This is a genomic window from Campylobacter sp. FU_497, assembly GCF_025772425.1.
Classification (GTDB): domain Bacteria; phylum Campylobacterota; class Campylobacteria; order Campylobacterales; family Campylobacteraceae; genus Campylobacter_D; species Campylobacter_D lari_C.
Genome location: NZ_JAKMSC010000017.1, coordinates 19009 through 35131, shown reverse-complemented (window position 1 = coordinate 35131; position 16123 = coordinate 19009). Strand labels below are relative to the sequence as shown.

General features: G+C 31.9%; 15 protein-coding genes. 14 read left to right on the top strand and 1 reads right to left on the bottom strand.

What is annotated here, in order from left to right; translation table 11 throughout:
* Positions 1-140: 140 nt before the first annotated feature.
* Positions 141-1232, bottom strand: coding sequence for a CinA family protein (locus tag L8W68_RS06945; RefSeq protein WP_263675541.1), 1092 nt, complete (start codon positions 1230-1232; stop codon positions 141-143).
* Positions 1233-1332: 100 nt separating this feature from the next.
* Between L8W68_RS06945 and ileS the strand changes: the two genes are divergently transcribed.
* The 14 genes from ileS to L8W68_RS06875 all read left to right on the top strand — a co-directional run bounded on the left by ileS (position 1333) and on the right by L8W68_RS06875 (position 16123).
* Positions 1333-4098 carry an isoleucine--tRNA ligase gene (gene ileS / locus L8W68_RS06940; protein WP_263675539.1) on the top strand — a complete coding sequence of 922 codons (2766 nt, stop codon included), beginning with the start codon at positions 1333-1335 and terminating at the stop codon, positions 4096-4098.
* A 99-nt stretch (positions 4099-4197) separates the two neighbouring features.
* On the top strand, positions 4198-5562 hold the full coding sequence (gene gatA, locus L8W68_RS06935) for an Asp-tRNA(Asn)/Glu-tRNA(Gln) amidotransferase subunit GatA (RefSeq protein ID WP_263675537.1): 1365 nt from the start codon (positions 4198-4200) through the stop codon (positions 5560-5562).
* 10 nt (positions 5563-5572) lie between these two features.
* Positions 5573-7024 (top strand): IMP dehydrogenase, encoded by a 1452-nt coding sequence (guaB, locus tag L8W68_RS06930; protein ID WP_087700888.1) that lies wholly within the window; start codon positions 5573-5575, stop codon positions 7022-7024.
* Positions 7024-7197 (top strand): exodeoxyribonuclease VII small subunit, encoded by a 174-nt coding sequence (gene xseB / locus L8W68_RS06925; protein ID WP_039628709.1) that lies wholly within the window; start codon positions 7024-7026, stop codon positions 7195-7197. Before guaB ends, xseB begins: the two co-directional genes overlap by 1 nt.
* A complete protein-coding gene (locus tag L8W68_RS06920) occupies positions 7190-7978 on the top strand; it encodes a carbon-nitrogen hydrolase family protein (RefSeq protein WP_263675536.1) in 789 nt (262 codons plus the stop codon). The genes xseB and L8W68_RS06920 overlap by 8 nt, the downstream gene beginning before the upstream one ends.
* A 126-nt stretch (positions 7979-8104) precedes the next feature.
* Complete coding sequence (gene murC / locus L8W68_RS06915) at positions 8105-9397, top strand: UDP-N-acetylmuramate--L-alanine ligase (protein ID WP_263675535.1); 1293 nt, start codon at positions 8105-8107, stop codon at positions 9395-9397.
* Positions 9390-9737 (top strand): hypothetical protein, encoded by a 348-nt coding sequence (locus L8W68_RS06910; protein ID WP_263675534.1) that lies wholly within the window; start codon positions 9390-9392, stop codon positions 9735-9737. Before murC ends, L8W68_RS06910 begins: the two co-directional genes overlap by 8 nt.
* On the top strand, positions 9737-11935 hold the full coding sequence (locus tag L8W68_RS06905; RefSeq protein WP_263675533.1) for an endonuclease MutS2: 2199 nt from the start codon (positions 9737-9739) through the stop codon (positions 11933-11935). Before L8W68_RS06910 ends, L8W68_RS06905 begins: the two co-directional genes overlap by 1 nt.
* 43 nt (positions 11936-11978) lie before the next feature.
* Positions 11979-12677 carry an SIR2 family NAD-dependent protein deacylase gene (locus tag L8W68_RS06900; protein WP_263675532.1) on the top strand — a complete coding sequence of 233 codons (699 nt, stop codon included), beginning with the start codon at positions 11979-11981 and terminating at the stop codon, positions 12675-12677.
* On the top strand, positions 12671-13264 hold the full coding sequence (locus L8W68_RS06895) for a LysE family transporter (protein WP_039628698.1): 594 nt from the start codon (positions 12671-12673) through the stop codon (positions 13262-13264). The genes L8W68_RS06900 and L8W68_RS06895 overlap by 7 nt, the downstream gene beginning before the upstream one ends.
* 3 nt (positions 13265-13267) lie before the next feature.
* On the top strand, positions 13268-14368 hold the full coding sequence (dapE, locus tag L8W68_RS06890) for a succinyl-diaminopimelate desuccinylase (protein WP_263675531.1): 1101 nt from the start codon (positions 13268-13270) through the stop codon (positions 14366-14368).
* 8 nt (positions 14369-14376) lie between these two features.
* Positions 14377-14568: a sulfur carrier protein ThiS gene (thiS, locus tag L8W68_RS06885; protein WP_263675530.1), complete on the top strand. Its 192-nt coding sequence runs from the start codon at positions 14377-14379 to the stop codon at positions 14566-14568.
* The gene (gene thiF, locus L8W68_RS06880) at positions 14565-15365 is read left to right on the top strand and encodes a thiamine biosynthesis protein ThiF (RefSeq protein ID WP_263675529.1); all 801 of its coding nucleotides are present in this window, start codon (positions 14565-14567) and stop codon (positions 15363-15365) included. Before thiS ends, thiF begins: the two co-directional genes overlap by 4 nt.
* On the top strand, positions 15365-16123 hold the full coding sequence (locus L8W68_RS06875) for a thiazole synthase (RefSeq protein ID WP_263675528.1): 759 nt from the start codon (positions 15365-15367) through the stop codon (positions 16121-16123). The genes thiF and L8W68_RS06875 overlap by 1 nt, the downstream gene beginning before the upstream one ends.

Genomic DNA, 16123 nt, shown 5'->3' with positions numbered 1-16123 from the left:
ATACTTTATAATAAAGCTAATGAGTATTATATAAAACTTGATGCAGCTAGAGCATTACATCAATATAAATATGATGATGAGCATAGAATGAAATTATATTTAAGTGGTGGGGTGTATTTTTAACTACACCACTTTTACAATTAAACCCCAAAGAAAATTTCAGGTTTTAATTTAAGCATTAAACAATATGCAGCCAAACTAGCTTGTTCTCTTGTGTAATTTCTATTGCCTTGTATGTGAATGCATTCTTGTAAAAAGGTTCCATCTTTATACATAGCTCCTATGTAGATGGTACCTGCTTTGGTGTTTTTATCATTCTCTTCTCCAGCTACCCCACTAAGCGCTAAGGCAAAATCACAATTTGTGGTTTTAAAAACTCCTTTTAGCATAAAATAAATACAACGATCAGAGTATTCTCCAACACTTTCTAAGGTATCATTACTTACTCCAAGCCAAGAATTTTTCAAACGATTAGAATAAGTGATCAAAGAGCCCTCAAATACACTAGAAATTCCTGAATTTTCAGCAAATTTTGAGGCACAAAGCCCTGCGGTACAGCTTTCTGCAAAGGAAATTTTTAAGTTTTTTTCTAAAAGTTTTTTAGCTATAAATTTAATAGGATCATTTCCTAAAAATACTTTTCCCGTAAAAAGTTTAAACACTCCTTTTAAAAAGCCCTCTAGTTTTCCATACTGACTAGCGCTTGCTCTAATACAAATGAGATTATCTAATAATGCACTTGAGCTAGTTTGAATTTCAAAAGAAGTAGTAAGCGTGCTAAGTAAGATATTTGCACTCATTTCATCTATATCTAAAAGACAAAAATAGGCATAGTCAAGTTCAGGATTTTGTAAAATCAAAGGTAATTTTTGCTCTATATTTATATTTAATAAATTAATATGACATTGCTCAAAAGAACTTAAAAAGGAATTTTTTTCACGCAAAGCTTTTGAAGGTACTAAAGTATCATTTTCTAAGATTAAAACATCATCATTTAAGGTTGCTATGATTTTAGCTATGGTTGTATAGTATTCACTAATGCTAAAAATGGTTATATAATCATATTTTTTAGAAAGTTTTTCAAGTAAAAAAGGAAGTTCTTTGTCAGGTTTGTTTATAAATTTTAGCTCATGAAGTTCTAAAAACTGCTTTTTGTATTCTTCTTGTATATAATGCATATAATTTTCATTGATGATAATTTCACTACCTATAATGATGATAAGATGTTTCATGATTTTCCTTTTTTTCTTGCGATTATAACAAAAAAATAAGTGCAAATTAAAAGTATTTTAAGTAGAATTTACTATTTTTAAATTTTTCAAGGTGGATTATATGGATTATAAAGATACGCTATTGCTTCCAAATACGACTTTTGCAATGCGTGCAAATTTAGCAGAACTTGAGCCTAAGCGTTTTAGCAAGTGGTTTGAAAACAACTATGCTTATGAGAAAATGAAACAAAAAAGACAAGAGGTAAGTGAGAGTTTTACTTTACATGATGGCCCTCCTTATGCTAATGGACATTTGCATATTGGTCATGCTTTAAATAAAATTTTAAAAGATATCATCATCAAAATGCATTATTTTCAAGGTAAAAAAGTGCGTTTTACTCCGGGTTGGGATTGTCATGGTTTACCGATAGAACAGCAAGTTGAAGTTAAGCTTAAAGATAAAAAGCAAAGTTTAAGCAAAAAAGAAATTCGTGAGTTTTGTAGAGAGCATGCGAGAGAATTTGTAAATATCCAAAGAGATGAATTTAAGTCTTTGGGTGTGATTGCTGATTGGGATGAACCATACTTGACTATGAAAAATGCTTTTGAAGCTGATATTTACAAAGCTTTATGTAAAATCGCTAAAAAAGGACTTTTGCTAGAAAGAAGTAAACCTGTTTTTTGGAGCTGGGCTGCTAAGAGTGCATTAGCAGAAGCTGAAGTGGAGTATGAAGACAAAGAAGATTATTCTATTTTTGTAGCTTTTGAGCTTGATAAAACTTCCCTTGAAAAGCTAGGTGTAAAAAAAGCTAAAGCAGTGATTTGGACTACCACACCTTGGACTTTGCCAGTAAATCAAGCTATATCTTTAAATCCAAATGAAAAATATGTTATCACTGAAGAAGGTTATATTTTTGCTAAAGCCTTACTTGAAAATATGATTAATAAAAATTTCACTCAAGGAAAAATTCAAAAAGAACTTTTAGGTTCTGAATTTGAAAATTTAAGTGCTATTAATCCACTCAATCAAAGAAAATCTACTCTTATTTTAGGCGATCATGTTTTAATGGAAGGTGGAACAGGGCTTGTGCATACTGCACCAGGACATGGTGAGGATGATTATTATGTGTGCTTAAAATATGGCATTGAAGTGATTATGCCAGTAGATGATGGTGGGTGTTATGATGAAACGCTAAGAGCTAAAGGACTTTTACCAGAGCATTTATTAAGTGAATTTATAGGACTTCATATTTTTAAAGCAAATGAGCGTATTTTAGAATTACTTGGCGAAGCTTTGCTTGAGAGTTCTAAATTTACACATTCTTACCCATTTTGTTGGAGAACGCATAAACCGGTTATTTATAGAGCTACAAAACAATGGTTTATCTTAATGGATGAGAAAAAACTAGATGGAAAATCTTTAAGAGAGCTAGCGCTAGAACAATTAAATAATGTGAAATTTTACCCAGAAAGCGGAGTAAAAAGACTTAGTTCTATGATAGAAAATCGCCCTGATTGGTGTATATCAAGACAAAGAGATTGGGGCGTGCCTATAGCGTTTTTTAGAGATAAAAACACCAAAGAAGTAATTTTTGATGATGATATTTTAGATCATTTAGTGGGAATTTTTGAAGCAAATGGAGCTGATGCGTGGTGGGATTTAGAAATAAAAGATTTATTACCGCCAAATAGCAAATATGATCCAAATAATTTAGAAAAAGTTTATGATATTTTAGATGTTTGGTTTGATAGCGGTAGTACTTGGGAAGCAGTGTTAAACTCAGCAAGATATGATGCAGGAGAATACCAAGCTTCAATGTATCTTGAAGGAAGTGACCAGCACCGTGGATGGTTTCAAAGCTCGCTTTTAATTTCTACTGCGATTAATCATAAAACCCCATATAAAAACATACTTACTCATGGCTTTACCGTAGATGAAAAGGGTCAAAAAATGAGTAAATCTAAGGGTAATGTGATTTTACCTCAAAATGTAGCTAAAAATTATGGAGTAGAAATTTTAAGACTTTGGATAATGCTTAGTGATTATTCAACAGACTTAAAAATTTCAGATAATATCTTAAAACAAGTAAGCGAGCAATATAGAAAGATAAGAAATACTATAAGATTTTTACTTGCAAATACTAATGATATGGAATTTTTAGAAACAAAAAATTTCACACTTTTAGATAAGTGGATTTTAATGCGTGCGAAAGTTGCTTTTGAAGCATGTGAGGCTGCTTTTGAAAAATATGAATTTGCAAAAGGCTTTAGTGTGCTTTTAAATTTCTTAAGTGCGGATTTAAGTGGAATTTACTTAGATGTGTGCAAAGATAGATTATATTGTAATGCAAAAGATGATACAAAAAGAGTAAGCGCACAAAGTGCCATGGTGTTAATAGCTAGAAAACTTTTTGCACTTTTAGCTCCAAGTTTAACTTACACCATAGATGAAGCTTTAGAGCATGCAAATGTGGCTATTAAAGAAAATGCTAAAGATGTGTTTGATTTGGTATTAAAAAATGGCTTTGATTATGAGTATAAAATCGAAGATGAATTATTTATAAAATCAAGAGAAAAATTCTTTGAGCTTGTAGATGTATTAAAAAAAGACAAAATCATCAAATCAACCTTAGAGTTAAGCTTGCAAACAAGTGCAAATGAGCTTTTGAGTGAAGATATTGAAGAAGTAGCTGATTGGTTTATGGTAAGCTCTATAGAAAGCTTAGATGATAAAGAAACTTTGAGTGAGTTTAAAATAGATGATCATAGTTTTAAAATCGTGCGTTCTTTATTGCACAAGTGTCCAAGATGTTGGAAATTTTTAGCAAAAGAAGAAGAATGCTTATGTCCAAGATGTAATAGTGTGGAAAAAGCAAAAAATGTTTGAGCAAGCTTTACCTTTTAGCGTGGTAGTGATTACTTTATTGAGCTTTTTATTTATCACGCTTTTTTTGTTTTATTTGGTTAAAAAATTTAAGGATAAATAATGGTAACTTTAAAAGAAGCTTTGAAATTTTCAAATGAAGAATTAGAAAATTTAAAAAAAGAATTAAATGAAAAAGCACATCAGCAAAAGCATTTGGGTGCTTATGTAGAGCAGTTTTTAAATAAAGATTTAAGCACTTCAGGTGCTGGTGTACCAGTAGCTATAAAAGATAATATTAGCGTAAAAGATTGGGAGTTAACTTGTGGTTCTAAAATTTTACAAGGTTATGTAGCTCCTTATGATGCAAGTGCTATTGTGAATTTACGCAAAAATAATTTTGCTCCATTTGGAAGATGCAATATGGATGAGTTTGCTATGGGAAGTACGAGTGCGACTTCTTTTTATGGTAAGACTTTAAATCCGCTTGATAATACTAAAGTTCCAGGTGGAAGTAGTGGAGGAAGTGCTGCTGCAGTTGCTGCAGGGATAGCTTTAGCAAGTTTGGGTTCAGATACAGGTGGTTCAGTAAGACAGCCTGCTGCTTTTTGTGGTTGTGTTGGGTTTAAGCCAAGTTATGGAAGAGTTAGCAGGTATGGTTTAGCAGCGTATTCTTCAAGCCTTGATCAAATCGGAGTTTTAACGCAAAATGTTGAAGATGCTGCGATTTTATATGATGCTATTGCAGGTTATGATGAAAAAGATAGCACAAGCGCAAACATAGCTTTTGAACCAACCGCGCCAAAACTAAATGCAAATAAAAAGCTAAAAATAGCTGTGATTAAAAACTATATAGAACAAACTAATGATGATGTAAAACAAGCCTTATTAAAAACCATAGATATGTTAAAAGCAAATGGCCATGAGATTGTTTATAAAGACTTAATGGATTCTACATTTGATGTTGCGGCTTATTATATCATAGCAGCGGCTGAAGCAAGTGCAAATTTAAGCCGTTATGATGGTGTAAGATATGGTAGAAGAAGTGAAAAATGTGACAATCTTAGCCAAATGTATGTAAATAGTAGAAGTGAGGGCTTTGGAGAAGAAGTAAAAAGAAGAATTTTGTTAGGAACCTTTGTTTTAAGTAGTGGCTATTATGATGCATATTATATCAAAGCACAAAAGGCTAGAAGATTTATCAAGCAAAAATATGAAGAAATTTTAAATGATTGTGATTTGATTTTTATGCCAGTTGCTCCAAGTGTTGCTTTTGGTTTTAATGATATAAAAACTCCAGTGCAAATGTATTTAGAGGATGTATTTACTATTTCAGTGAATTTAGCAGGACTTGGTGGCATTAGCGTGCCTGTAGGAAAAAATGAAAATGGACTTAATATCTCTGCTCAGCTTATATGTAAAGCTTATGATGAGCAAACTTTGTTAGATGGTGCTTTGAGCTTGGAAGAAATTATCAAAAACAAATAAAGGAAAAATTATGAAAATCATAAAACGCGCTTTGACTTTTGAAGATGTTTTACTAGTTCCTCAATATTCTGAGGTTTTACCTAAAGAAGTAGATATTAAAACAAGACTTACAAAAAATATTACTTTGAATATGCCTTTAATTTCAGCTGCTATGGATACGGTTACTGAACATAGAGCTGCTATCATGATGGCAAGACTTGGTGGCATAGGGGTAATCCATAAAAATATGGATATAGCTTCACAAGTTAGAGAGATAAAAAGAGTTAAAAAAAGTGAAAGCGGCGTGATTATGGATCCTATTTATATAGGGCCTAAAGCAAGTGTTAAAGAAGCACTAGAACTCATGGCTGAATATAGAATTTCAGGCGTTCCTGTGGTAGATGAGAATAAAACTCTAATAGGAATTTTAACTAATCGTGATTTGAGATTTGAAACTAATTTTGATAATTTAGTAGAAAATGTAATGACAAAAATGCCTTTAATCACTGCTAAAAAGGGTTCTACTTTAGATGATGCAGAAAGAATTTTCTCTACTAATAAAGTAGAAAAACTTCCTATTGTAGATGAAAATAACCACTTAGAAGGCTTAATCACTATAAAAGATTTAAAAAAACGCAAGGAATATCCAAATTCAAATAAAGACGCTTATGGAAGATTAAGAGTGGCTGCAGCTGTGGGTGTGGGTCAGCTTGATCGCGTAAAGGCTTTAGTGGAAGCTGAAGTTGATGTTATAGTAATGGATAGTGCGCATGGGCATTCTAAAGGTATTATTGATACATTAAAAGCAATTAAGGCTGAATTTAATGTAGATGTGATAGTAGGAAATGTTGCAAGTGCAAAAGCGGTTAAAGATCTATGTGAAGCAGGTGCAGACGCTGTCAAGATAGGTATAGGGCCTGGAAGTATTTGTACCACTCGTATTGTTTCGGGTGTGGGTGTACCTCAAATTTCAGCCATAGATGAATGTGCGATAGAAGCGAGTAAATACGGCGTGCCAGTAATTGCTGATGGGGGTATAAAATACTCAGGCGATATTGCAAAAGCTATCGCAGCAGGAGCAAGTAGTGTGATGATAGGTTCACTTTTAGCAGGAACTGATGAGAGTCCAGGTGAGTTATTTACTTACCAAGGAAGACAATATAAGAGTTATCGTGGTATGGGAAGCTTAGGTGCTATGCAAAAAGGAAGTTCAGATAGATATTTCCAAGAAGGTACGGCTCAAGATAAACTTGTGCCTGAAGGTATTGAAGGTAGGGTGCCTTATGTAGGAAGTATAAAAAGTGTAGTACATCAGCTCTTAGGTGGACTTAGATCTTCTATGGGTTATGTAGGTGCAGCAGATATCAAAGCTTTCCAAGAAAGAGCTGAATTTGTAGAAATCACCGCAGCAGGATTAAAAGAAAGTCATGTACATGATGTAACTATCACTGCTGAAGCACCAAATTATAAGGTAAGTAATTAATGGAATTTGAAGATCACATCAAACAAGCCGAGCTTTCTTTAGAAAAACTTAATGATAAAGATTTAGACCTTAAAACTTGTGTAGAAATTTATAAAGAAGGTCTAAAAAGTATCAAGCAAGCAAGAACTATGCTTGAAAATGCCAAATTAGAAATCGAGCAAGTAGATGAGTAGTATTGTAGCTTTACAATTTCCCACTTTGGCTTTGAGTGAATCAAGGCTTGATTATTATCTAAAAGCTGCTAAAGAAAGTGGCGCGAATTTGGTGGTTTTAGGTGAGTATGTTTTAAATAGCTTTTTTAGTGAGCTAAGAACTATGCCAAAAAGTATGATCAAAGAACAAAGTCAAAGCAAAAAAGCAAGCTTGATAAAACTTGCTAAAAAATATGATTTAAACATTATTGCACCTTTCATAAGTGTTGAAAATGATGGCTTAAAAAAATTATGCTTAAAAGTAGGCCCACAAAATGTAAAAGTGTATGAGCAACAAATTTTAATGCCTTATGCACACTGGAATGAAGAAAAATTTTTTAACAATAAAAAAACTGATAAACTTAAACTTTTTACTTTCACGCATGAGGGCTTAAAATGTGCTTTGCTTTTTGGATTTGAAGCACATTTTGATATCTTTTGGCAAATGATCATGAAAAAAAAGATAGACTTAGTCATCATTCCTACAGCTAGCACCTTTGAAAGTAATCAAAGATGGCTAGAACTTTTAAAAACAAGAGCCTTTTTAAACTCAACAAGTATTTTAAGAGTTAATCGTATAGGTAATTTAAAGCAAGAAAATGAGTGGAAATTTTATGGAGATAGCTTTTTTATCAATGCTTTTGGGGAAGTGCAAGAGCAACTTGGGGATCAAGAAGAAATGCTTGTAGTAGAAGTTAGTAAATCAAATGAAGCTAGAAATTTATGGGGTTTTGATAAGCTTATGAAAAATTACGAAGAATAAAATTTATTTTAGTTTTTTAAAAAGTAAAAACAATGAGAGATTTTATCTCTAAGGGTTTTTTATATTTTATTTTTAGTAAATAAATGATAAAATTTTGCCTTAAATTTTCAAAAATTTGAGGCAAGAATGCAAAAAATTCATTTTATAGGTATAGGTGGTATTGGAATTTCAGCTTTGGCGAGATTTTTAAAAGAACAAGGCTTTAAGATTAGTGGTTCTGATATCAAAGAAAGTAAAATCACAAAAGAATTAGAAAAAGAAGGCATAGATATAAAAATTCCTCATCATAAAGACAATGTTAAAGATGTGGATTTGGTGGTATATTCAGCTGCTATCAAAGAAGACAATGAAGAATTAATCAGCGCAAAAAAGCAAAACATCACAACACTTTCAAGAAAAGAAGCCTTGCCTATGATTTTAAAAGACAAAAGAGTTTTTGCAGTTGCGGGAGCTCATGGCAAAAGTACAACTTCAAGCATTTTAGCAAGCTTGATAGAAGCTTCTGTGATTATTGGTGCAGTGCTAAAAGAAAGTGGCACTAATATGCTTTATAAAGAAAGTGAAAATCTCATCTTTGAAGCTGATGAGAGCGATAGTTCTTTTTTAAACTCAAATCCTTATTTGGCTATAGTGACTAATGTTGAAGCAGAACATTTAGATCATTATGGAAATGATCTTGCAAGATTACACAAAGCTTATGAGGACTTTTTGCATTTATCTAAAATTCAAGTGATTAATGCTGAAGATGAGTTTTTATCAAGTTTAAATTTAAATAATGCAAAAAAGCTTTACCCAAGTAAAGATATCACAAATATTTATATGAAAGTAGAAAATTTTAAGCCAAAAACTTATTTTACACTTAAAGATTTAGGTGAATTTAGTGTTTTTGGTATGGGTGAGCATGTAGCGATGGATGCTGCTTTGGCTATTTTGGCTGCGAGTGAATTTATAAATATAGAAGAGCTAAAAACTAAGCTTTTAAAATATCAAGGCATTAAAAAAAGATTTGATATTTTATTCGCAAATGAAAATATGGCTTTGATTGATGATTATGGACATCATCCAACAGAAATCAAAATCACACTTAAAGCAGCAAGTGAGTATGCAAGGCTAGCTGGATATGAAAAAATTATAGCTATTTTTGAGCCTCACCGTTATACGCGTTTAAGTGCAAATATAGAGTATTTTAGTGAAGTTTTAGTAAATGTTGATGAACTTTATATTTTACCTGTGTATGCAGCAGGAGAAGCTAAAATAGAGATTAATATGCAAAAATACTTTCCAAAGGCTAAATTTATAAAAGAAATCAAAAGAGAAGAAAATGCTATTTATCTTGATGATGAGTTGATTGAAAATGGTTTGGTAATAGGCTTTGGTGCGGGAGATATCAGCACAAAGCTCAGGGGAAAGTATGTTTAAGATTTTTTTATATATCTTAGCTTTTTTTGCGATTTTGCTTTTTTTTGTTTTTTTGCGTAAAAAAATAGGTAAGATTAGTAATTATCTTTTGATTTTAGTATTGTTTTTAATGATTGCTTTTGCGATTAAATTTGAGCTAAGTGCTACAAGAAGTGGTGTTTTAAAAAAAGAAACACTCAATGCATTTTTACAAGGACAAAGTCTAATTTGCAAAGATGTTAATGTCACTAAAGAGTATTTTAACTTTGAGCATGGAACGCAAAGTTTTATTTCAAATGGTAAAAATAAACAATTTAAAGCCTATGTTTTTGATATAAAAGATTGCAAGGTAGATAAATAATGCAAGAGCAATTTTTTAAAAAGCTAGATTTAGATGGCTATATAGAAGACTTTAGGGGACTTTTTGCAAGAGATAAAGAAATTTTTTTACAAGGTGATAGCAAGCTTCATTATAAAAGGATTAACGAGCTTTCGTTGATTGATTTTAATCCTCCACCTATGATAGAAGGGTTAAATAGTGCTTTAACTCATCTTAGTAAGCAAGGAATTTTACATTTAAGCCAAAGCTTTGAATTTATTAAAATCTGTATGTATTTTAGATACTTAAAGACTTTAAAATTTGAAGAAAGCTTAAAAGAATGGCTTTTAAAAATAGAAATTCCACGGGCTATTTTAGAGCTTTTTGAGTATTTTGATGAAAAGGGTGAGATTAAAGAAAGTGTTGATGAAAGACTTGTTAATCTAAATTTAGCTCTAAAGATGAAAAAAGAAAGCTTGATAGCTGAGTTTAAAAAGCTTACCTATACTAAAAGTCTTAGTGCGTATTTAATTGATACTCAAATTCATCTTATCAATGGTATGGAGGCCTTGCTTTTACGCGGCGGGTTTAATCATGTCTTAAAAGCAAAAATCATAGGTAGAAGTAGCGGCGGTGGATTTTATGTGGTGCCTTTGAGTGTAGAAAAAATCCAAAGTCAAATAGATGAAATCAAAGATGCTAAAGAAGAAATTTTTTATGAATATGCTAAAAAAATCAGCTTGATTTTTTATAAAAATTTGATGTTTTTGAAATTTATCAATAATGCTTTTGATTTATTTGATCATTATAGCGCTAGAGTTTTGATGGCTAAAAAACATGATTATGAGTTTGTTTTAGTTGATAGTTCTAATAATTTAAGCTTATATAACTTCGCACATCCAGCTTTAAAAAATGCAAAAAGTGTTAATATAGAGTTTAATAAAAAAGTTTTAATCATCACAGGTGTAAATGCAGGTGGTAAGTCTATACTTTTAAAAGGAATTTTAAGTGCAGCTTTACTTGCAAAGCTTTTACTTCCTATGAAAATTAATGCACAAAAAAGCCAAATAGGAAATTTCAAAGAATTTGATGCGATTTTAGAAGATCCACAAAATGTAAAAAATGATATTTCTACTTTTGCAGGAAGAATGTTGCATTTTTCTAAGCTTTTGGGTAAGAAAAATGTTTTATTAGGGGTTGATGAGATAGAGCTTGGGACAGATTTTGAAGAAGCTGCGTGTTTATATACTGAGCTTATTTCTAAGCTTTTAGAACAAGATAATAAAATCATCATCACAACCCACCACAAACGCCTTGCTATGCTTTTAGCTAAAAATTCACAAGTTGAACTCATCGCTGCTTTGTATGATGAGGAATTATCGCGCCCAAAATATGAGTTTTTAAAAGGTACTATAGGTAAATCTTATGCATTTGAAACGGCTTTAAGATATGGCATAAGTGCAAATTTAGTGCAAAATGCTAAAAAGCTTTATGGAGAAGATAAAGAAAATTTAGAAGAAATGGTAAGTAAAAACATCAATCTTGAACTTTCTTTACGCAAAAAAAATGAAGAACTTGAGAAAAAAGAAGCCAAAGTAGATGAAATTTTATTTTCACTCAAAGATCAAAAAGAAAAAAATGAGCAAGAATTTAAAAAGCTTGTTTCTAATTTAGAGTTTAAATATCACAAAGCCATAGAAGAAGCTAAAAAAACAATAAATCTAAAAGATATCAAAGAAAAACAAAGAAGTTTAAACAAAGCCAATGAACTTAAAAAAAGCATTGTTTTACCAAGTATGGAGCAAAATGAAGAACTTAGAGTTGGGGATTTTGTAAAATATGAAAAAATCAAAGGTAAAATCACTGCAATTTCAAAAAATGACGCGATGATTCAAAGCGATGGTTTAAGTTTGCGTGTACCTTTAAAGCTTCTTAAAAAAAGCAATCAAACCCCAACACAACAGGTAAAATCAAGTGTCAATATAACCCGCCCAAGTGCTTTAAATATGACTTTAGATTTGCACGGCTTAAGAAGTGATGAGGCGCTTGAAAGATTAGATAAATTTATCTCTGATGCTTTGATAGTAGGTTTTGATGAGGTGATAGTTTATCATGGTATAGGCACAGGAAAATTAGCTTTTGCGGTAAAAGAGTTTTTAAAAGCTCACAAAAGTGTAAAAAGCTTTAATGATGCTCCGATTAATCAAGGTGGTTTTGGTGCTAAGGTGGTTAAGCTTTAAGTAAAATTATAGTAAAACCTTTAAACAATAATGAGGTTTAATAATGAAACAAGTGATGATTTTAAGCGGAGCAGGTTTATCCGCTCCAAGTGGTATAAAGACTTTTAGGGCTAATGGTGGGCTTTGGGAAGAGCATGATGTGATGGAAGTTTGCTCTGCAACTGGCTTTAGAAAAAATCCTAAAAAAGTTTTGGAATTTTATAATAAAAGAAGAAAAGAATTAGCTGGTGTTAAGCCAAATCACGCACATGAAATCATCGCTTTATTAAAACAAAAATTTCCAAAACAAATTAGCATTTTAACGCAAAATGTAGATGATTTATTAGAGCGAGTAGGTTGTGAAGAAGTGGTACATTTGCATGGCTTTTTACCTGAGCTTAGGTGTTTAGAGTGTGAAAATATTTTTAACATAGACTATGAAAGTAGTGATGATAAAATTTGTCCTAAATGTCAAAGCAAAAGTGTAAGGCACAATATCGTGATGTTTGAAGAAATGGCACCAAATTATAAAATTTTATATGAAAAATTACAAAATTGTGATTTATTTGTATGTATAGGCACAAGCGGGCAGGTTTTACCCGTGGGAGAGTATGCAAGAGTATGTAAGCAAAGTATATTAAACAATCTTGATGAGGATAAATATTTAGAAAGTAATTTTACTAAAGTTTATATAGAAGATGTTTGCACGGCTATTGATAAAATCAAAATCGATATAGAAAATTTCTTGGAAGCAAAATGTTAGAAGTAATCTTACAAGGCATAGTTTTAGGTATGGGTGTATCTGTGCCTTTTGGGCCTGTGAATATTTTGATCTTAAATACTGCTTTGTCTTCTTTTAAAAATGCTTTTTGCGTTGGGCTCGGTGCTTTAAGTGCTGATATACTTTTTTTGATTTTGATTAATCTTGGGCTTTTAAGCTTTGCAAATAATGAATTTTTTTATAAAATACTAGCGGTTTTTGGCTTTTTCTTTTTGAGTTTTATGGTATTTTTAATGCTAAGAAAAACAAGAAAAGTCGATCTTAACAAGGTAAATAAAACACATCCTTTAAAAGGTTTTAGCAAAGGATTTTTCTTAAATGTTACAAATCCTTATGTTATAGGCTTTTGGGTGAGTGTAGCAGGGCTTAGCATGCAAAGTAAAAACTCTTTTGCTTTGCTTTTTGGTTTGGTGGGTTTTATTGTGTTTTGGATTTTTACTCTATCGTTTTTTGTGTCTAAATTCAAAGCACTTGTAAAAAACAAACATATATTTTACATTAATCTTTTTTCAGCATTTATTTTAGAGTATTTTGCTCTTTCTATGCTGTATAAAGCTTTTATAGGATAAAACATGCAAGTAGTTGAAATTTTTAAAGAATTAAGTAAATTTAAATCCATTACCCCAGATGATGATGGAGCGTTAAATTATATCGCAGTGGAATTAAGTGATTTTGAAGCTTTTTTTATAGAAAAAGAAGGTGTGAAAAATCTTTTGCTGAGTAAAAAATTTAGCGATGATGGCGAGCATTTAGCTTTTGGCGGACATGTGGATGTAGTACCTGCGGGAGAGGGTTGGAGCAGTGATCCTTTTGAGCCTTTAGAAAAAGATGGGTTTATTTATGTAAGAGGTGCACAAGATATGAAAAGTGGCGTGGCTGCTTTTATTTGTGCAGTTAAGGAGGTAGAAAATTTCAAAGGAAGAATTTCACTGATTTTAACAAGTGATGAAGAAGGCGAGGCTAAATTTGGCACGCTTGAAGTGCTTAAATTTATGCAAGAAAAAGATATGCTACCTGATTTTGCTGTGGTTGCTGAGCCAACCTGTGATAAAAAATTTGGAGATAGTATTAAAATAGGGCGTCGTGGTTCTATCAATGCAAAATTACTCATCAAAGGTAAGCAAGGTCATGTGGCATACCCGCAAAAATGCATTAATCCTGTGCATAATTTTGCTTTTGCTTTGAAATTTTTAGCAGGTTTTGATCTTGATCCAGGCGATGAGGTATTTGCACCATCTAAAATCGTTATTACTGATATACGCGGTGGTATGGAAGTGTGTAATGTAACCCCAAATGATTTAAAATTGATGTTTAATGTAAGAAATTCTCCACAAACTAGCTTAGAAGATGTAAAAGCTTATGTAGAAAAGACTTGTGAAGGACTTGATTATGAGTTGAGCATAAATCAAAGTTCAAATCCTTTTTTAACACAAAGTGATTCTAAAATCGTACAAAAACTAAATGAGAGTGTGCAAAAAATTACTCAAGTAGTGCCAGAACTTAACACCAAAGGTGGTACAAGTGATGCGAGATATTTTGCTGAGTTTGGTGTGAGGGTGGTAGAATTTGGCGTGTGTAATGATAGAATTCATGCAATTGATGAAAGAGTGAGTATAGAAGAGCTTGAAAAATTGTATTTAGTTTTTAAAGATTTATTAGAGAATTTTAACTAGGATAAAACGTGATTATCAATGGAGAAAAATTTGAGCTTAAAGAGCTTAGATTTATGGATTATGTTAAAGAAAAGCAATTAAAAATAGAATTTATCGCTTTAGAATTAAACGGAGAAATTATCCCAAGGGATAAATTTGAAAATCTAATTTTAAATGAAAATGATAAAGCAGAGATTGTTACTTTTGTAGGTGGTGGTTGATGAAAATTAAATTTAATGGCAGTGTGATAGACACGCATTTTAAACACACTTTGGAATTTTTTCAAAATGTGAGTAAAAATGAAAATGATGTGTGGATAGTCAATGGTTTTGCGACAAAAGAAAGTTTGGAACTAAAAGAAAATGATGAGCTTTTTTGTATAGAAAAAAATACTTTACCCCCATATGAAGCTCTTGATGCGATGATGAGGGCAAGACATACTCCAAAGCTTCATGATAAACTTAAAAAGGCAAGTGTGGCAGTGTGTGGGCTTGGTGGGCTTGGTTCGCATATAGCTATAAATTTAGCAAGAAGTGGGGTTGGTAGGCTTCATTTGATTGATTTTGATGTGGTGGAGCCAAGCAATCTTAACCGCCAAGCTTATATGGTGGAAGATTTGGGTAAATTTAAGGCTGAAGCTTTAAAAGATCAAATCGCTAAAATTAATCCTTTTATAGAAGTATTTGCACAAGTTTTAAAAATAGAAAAAGAAAATATAGCCGAACTTTTTACAAATGATGATATAGTTTGTGAAGCCTTTGATAGTGCAAAATACAAAGCGCTTTTAGCGCAAAATTTTCACCAACACTATCCTCAAAAAACATTAATTTGTGCTTCTGGTTTAGCAGGATATGGCGATAGCAACAGCATACAAACAAGAAAAATCGCAAAAAACTTTTATGTTTGTGGTGATTTAAAAAACGAGGCAAAAGTAGGCAATGGACTTATGGCACCGCGTGTAAATATTTGTGCAGGACATCAAGCAAATTTAGTTTTAGAACTTTTAGCGAGTGAGTAATGGAAAAATTAAAAATAGGAAAATATGAGTTTAATTCCAGGTTTATTCTAGGTTCTGGGAAATTTTCTTTTGAGCTTATAAAATCAGCCATTGAAGAAGCAAAAGTTGAGATTATCACCTTAGCTTTGCGTAGGGTAAATGATAAAGGCATAGAAAATATACTTGATTTTATCCCAAAGCATATTAAGCTTTTACCAAATACTTCAGGTGCAAGAAATGCCAATGAGGCATTGCGTATAGCAAGACTTGCAAGAGAGCTTGGCTGTGGAGATATGATTAAGGTTGAAGTAATTAGTGATAGTAAATATTTATTACCGGATAATTATGAAAGTATAAAAGCAGTAGAACTTTTAGCAAATGAGGGTTTTACGCCTTTGGTTTATATGTATCCTGACTTATATGCAGCGCGTGCTATGGTTAATGCAGGAGCTGCTGCTATAATGCCTCTTGGAGCACCTATAGGAAGCAATAAAGGCTTAAAAACTAAAGAATTCATACAAATTTTACTTAATGAAATTAACTTGCCTATTATAGTAGATGCGGGCATAGGAAATCCTGCACAAGCTTGCGAAGCCATGCAAATGGGAGTAAGCGCAGTGATGGCAAATACTGCCATAGCTCAAGCTAAAGATGTAGCAAAAATGGCAAAGGCTTTTGCTTTAGCTATAGATGCAGGATATAATGCGTATTTAGCAGGTATAGTAAATGAAAGCACGCCAAGTGCAAGCTCGCCTTTGAGTGGTTTTTTAAGAGATTAA

What these genes read in the sequence shown, in the direction of transcription:
- L8W68_RS06945 (WP_263675541.1), bottom strand. Translation starts at nt 1,232, where the DNA reads ATGAAACATCTTATCATCATTATAGGTAGTGAAATTATCATCAATGAA.
- ileS (WP_263675539.1), top strand. Translation starts at nt 1,333, where the DNA reads ATGGATTATAAAGATACGCTATTGCTTCCAAATACGACTTTTGCAATG.
- gatA (WP_263675537.1), top strand. Translation starts at nt 4,198, where the DNA reads ATGGTAACTTTAAAAGAAGCTTTGAAATTTTCAAATGAAGAATTAGAA.
- guaB (WP_087700888.1), top strand. Translation starts at nt 5,573, where the DNA reads ATGAAAATCATAAAACGCGCTTTGACTTTTGAAGATGTTTTACTAGTT.
- xseB (WP_039628709.1), top strand. Translation starts at nt 7,024, where the DNA reads ATGGAATTTGAAGATCACATCAAACAAGCCGAGCTTTCTTTAGAAAAA.
- L8W68_RS06920 (WP_263675536.1), top strand. Translation starts at nt 7,190, where the DNA reads ATGAGTAGTATTGTAGCTTTACAATTTCCCACTTTGGCTTTGAGTGAA.
- murC (WP_263675535.1), top strand. Translation starts at nt 8,105, where the DNA reads ATGCAAAAAATTCATTTTATAGGTATAGGTGGTATTGGAATTTCAGCT.
- L8W68_RS06910 (WP_263675534.1), top strand. Translation starts at nt 9,390, where the DNA reads ATGTTTAAGATTTTTTTATATATCTTAGCTTTTTTTGCGATTTTGCTT.
- L8W68_RS06905 (WP_263675533.1), top strand. Translation starts at nt 9,737, where the DNA reads ATGCAAGAGCAATTTTTTAAAAAGCTAGATTTAGATGGCTATATAGAA.
- L8W68_RS06900 (WP_263675532.1), top strand. Translation starts at nt 11,979, where the DNA reads ATGAAACAAGTGATGATTTTAAGCGGAGCAGGTTTATCCGCTCCAAGT.
- L8W68_RS06895 (WP_039628698.1), top strand. Translation starts at nt 12,671, where the DNA reads ATGTTAGAAGTAATCTTACAAGGCATAGTTTTAGGTATGGGTGTATCT.
- dapE (WP_263675531.1), top strand. Translation starts at nt 13,268, where the DNA reads ATGCAAGTAGTTGAAATTTTTAAAGAATTAAGTAAATTTAAATCCATT.
- L8W68_RS06875 (WP_263675528.1), top strand. Translation starts at nt 15,365, where the DNA reads ATGGAAAAATTAAAAATAGGAAAATATGAGTTTAATTCCAGGTTTATT.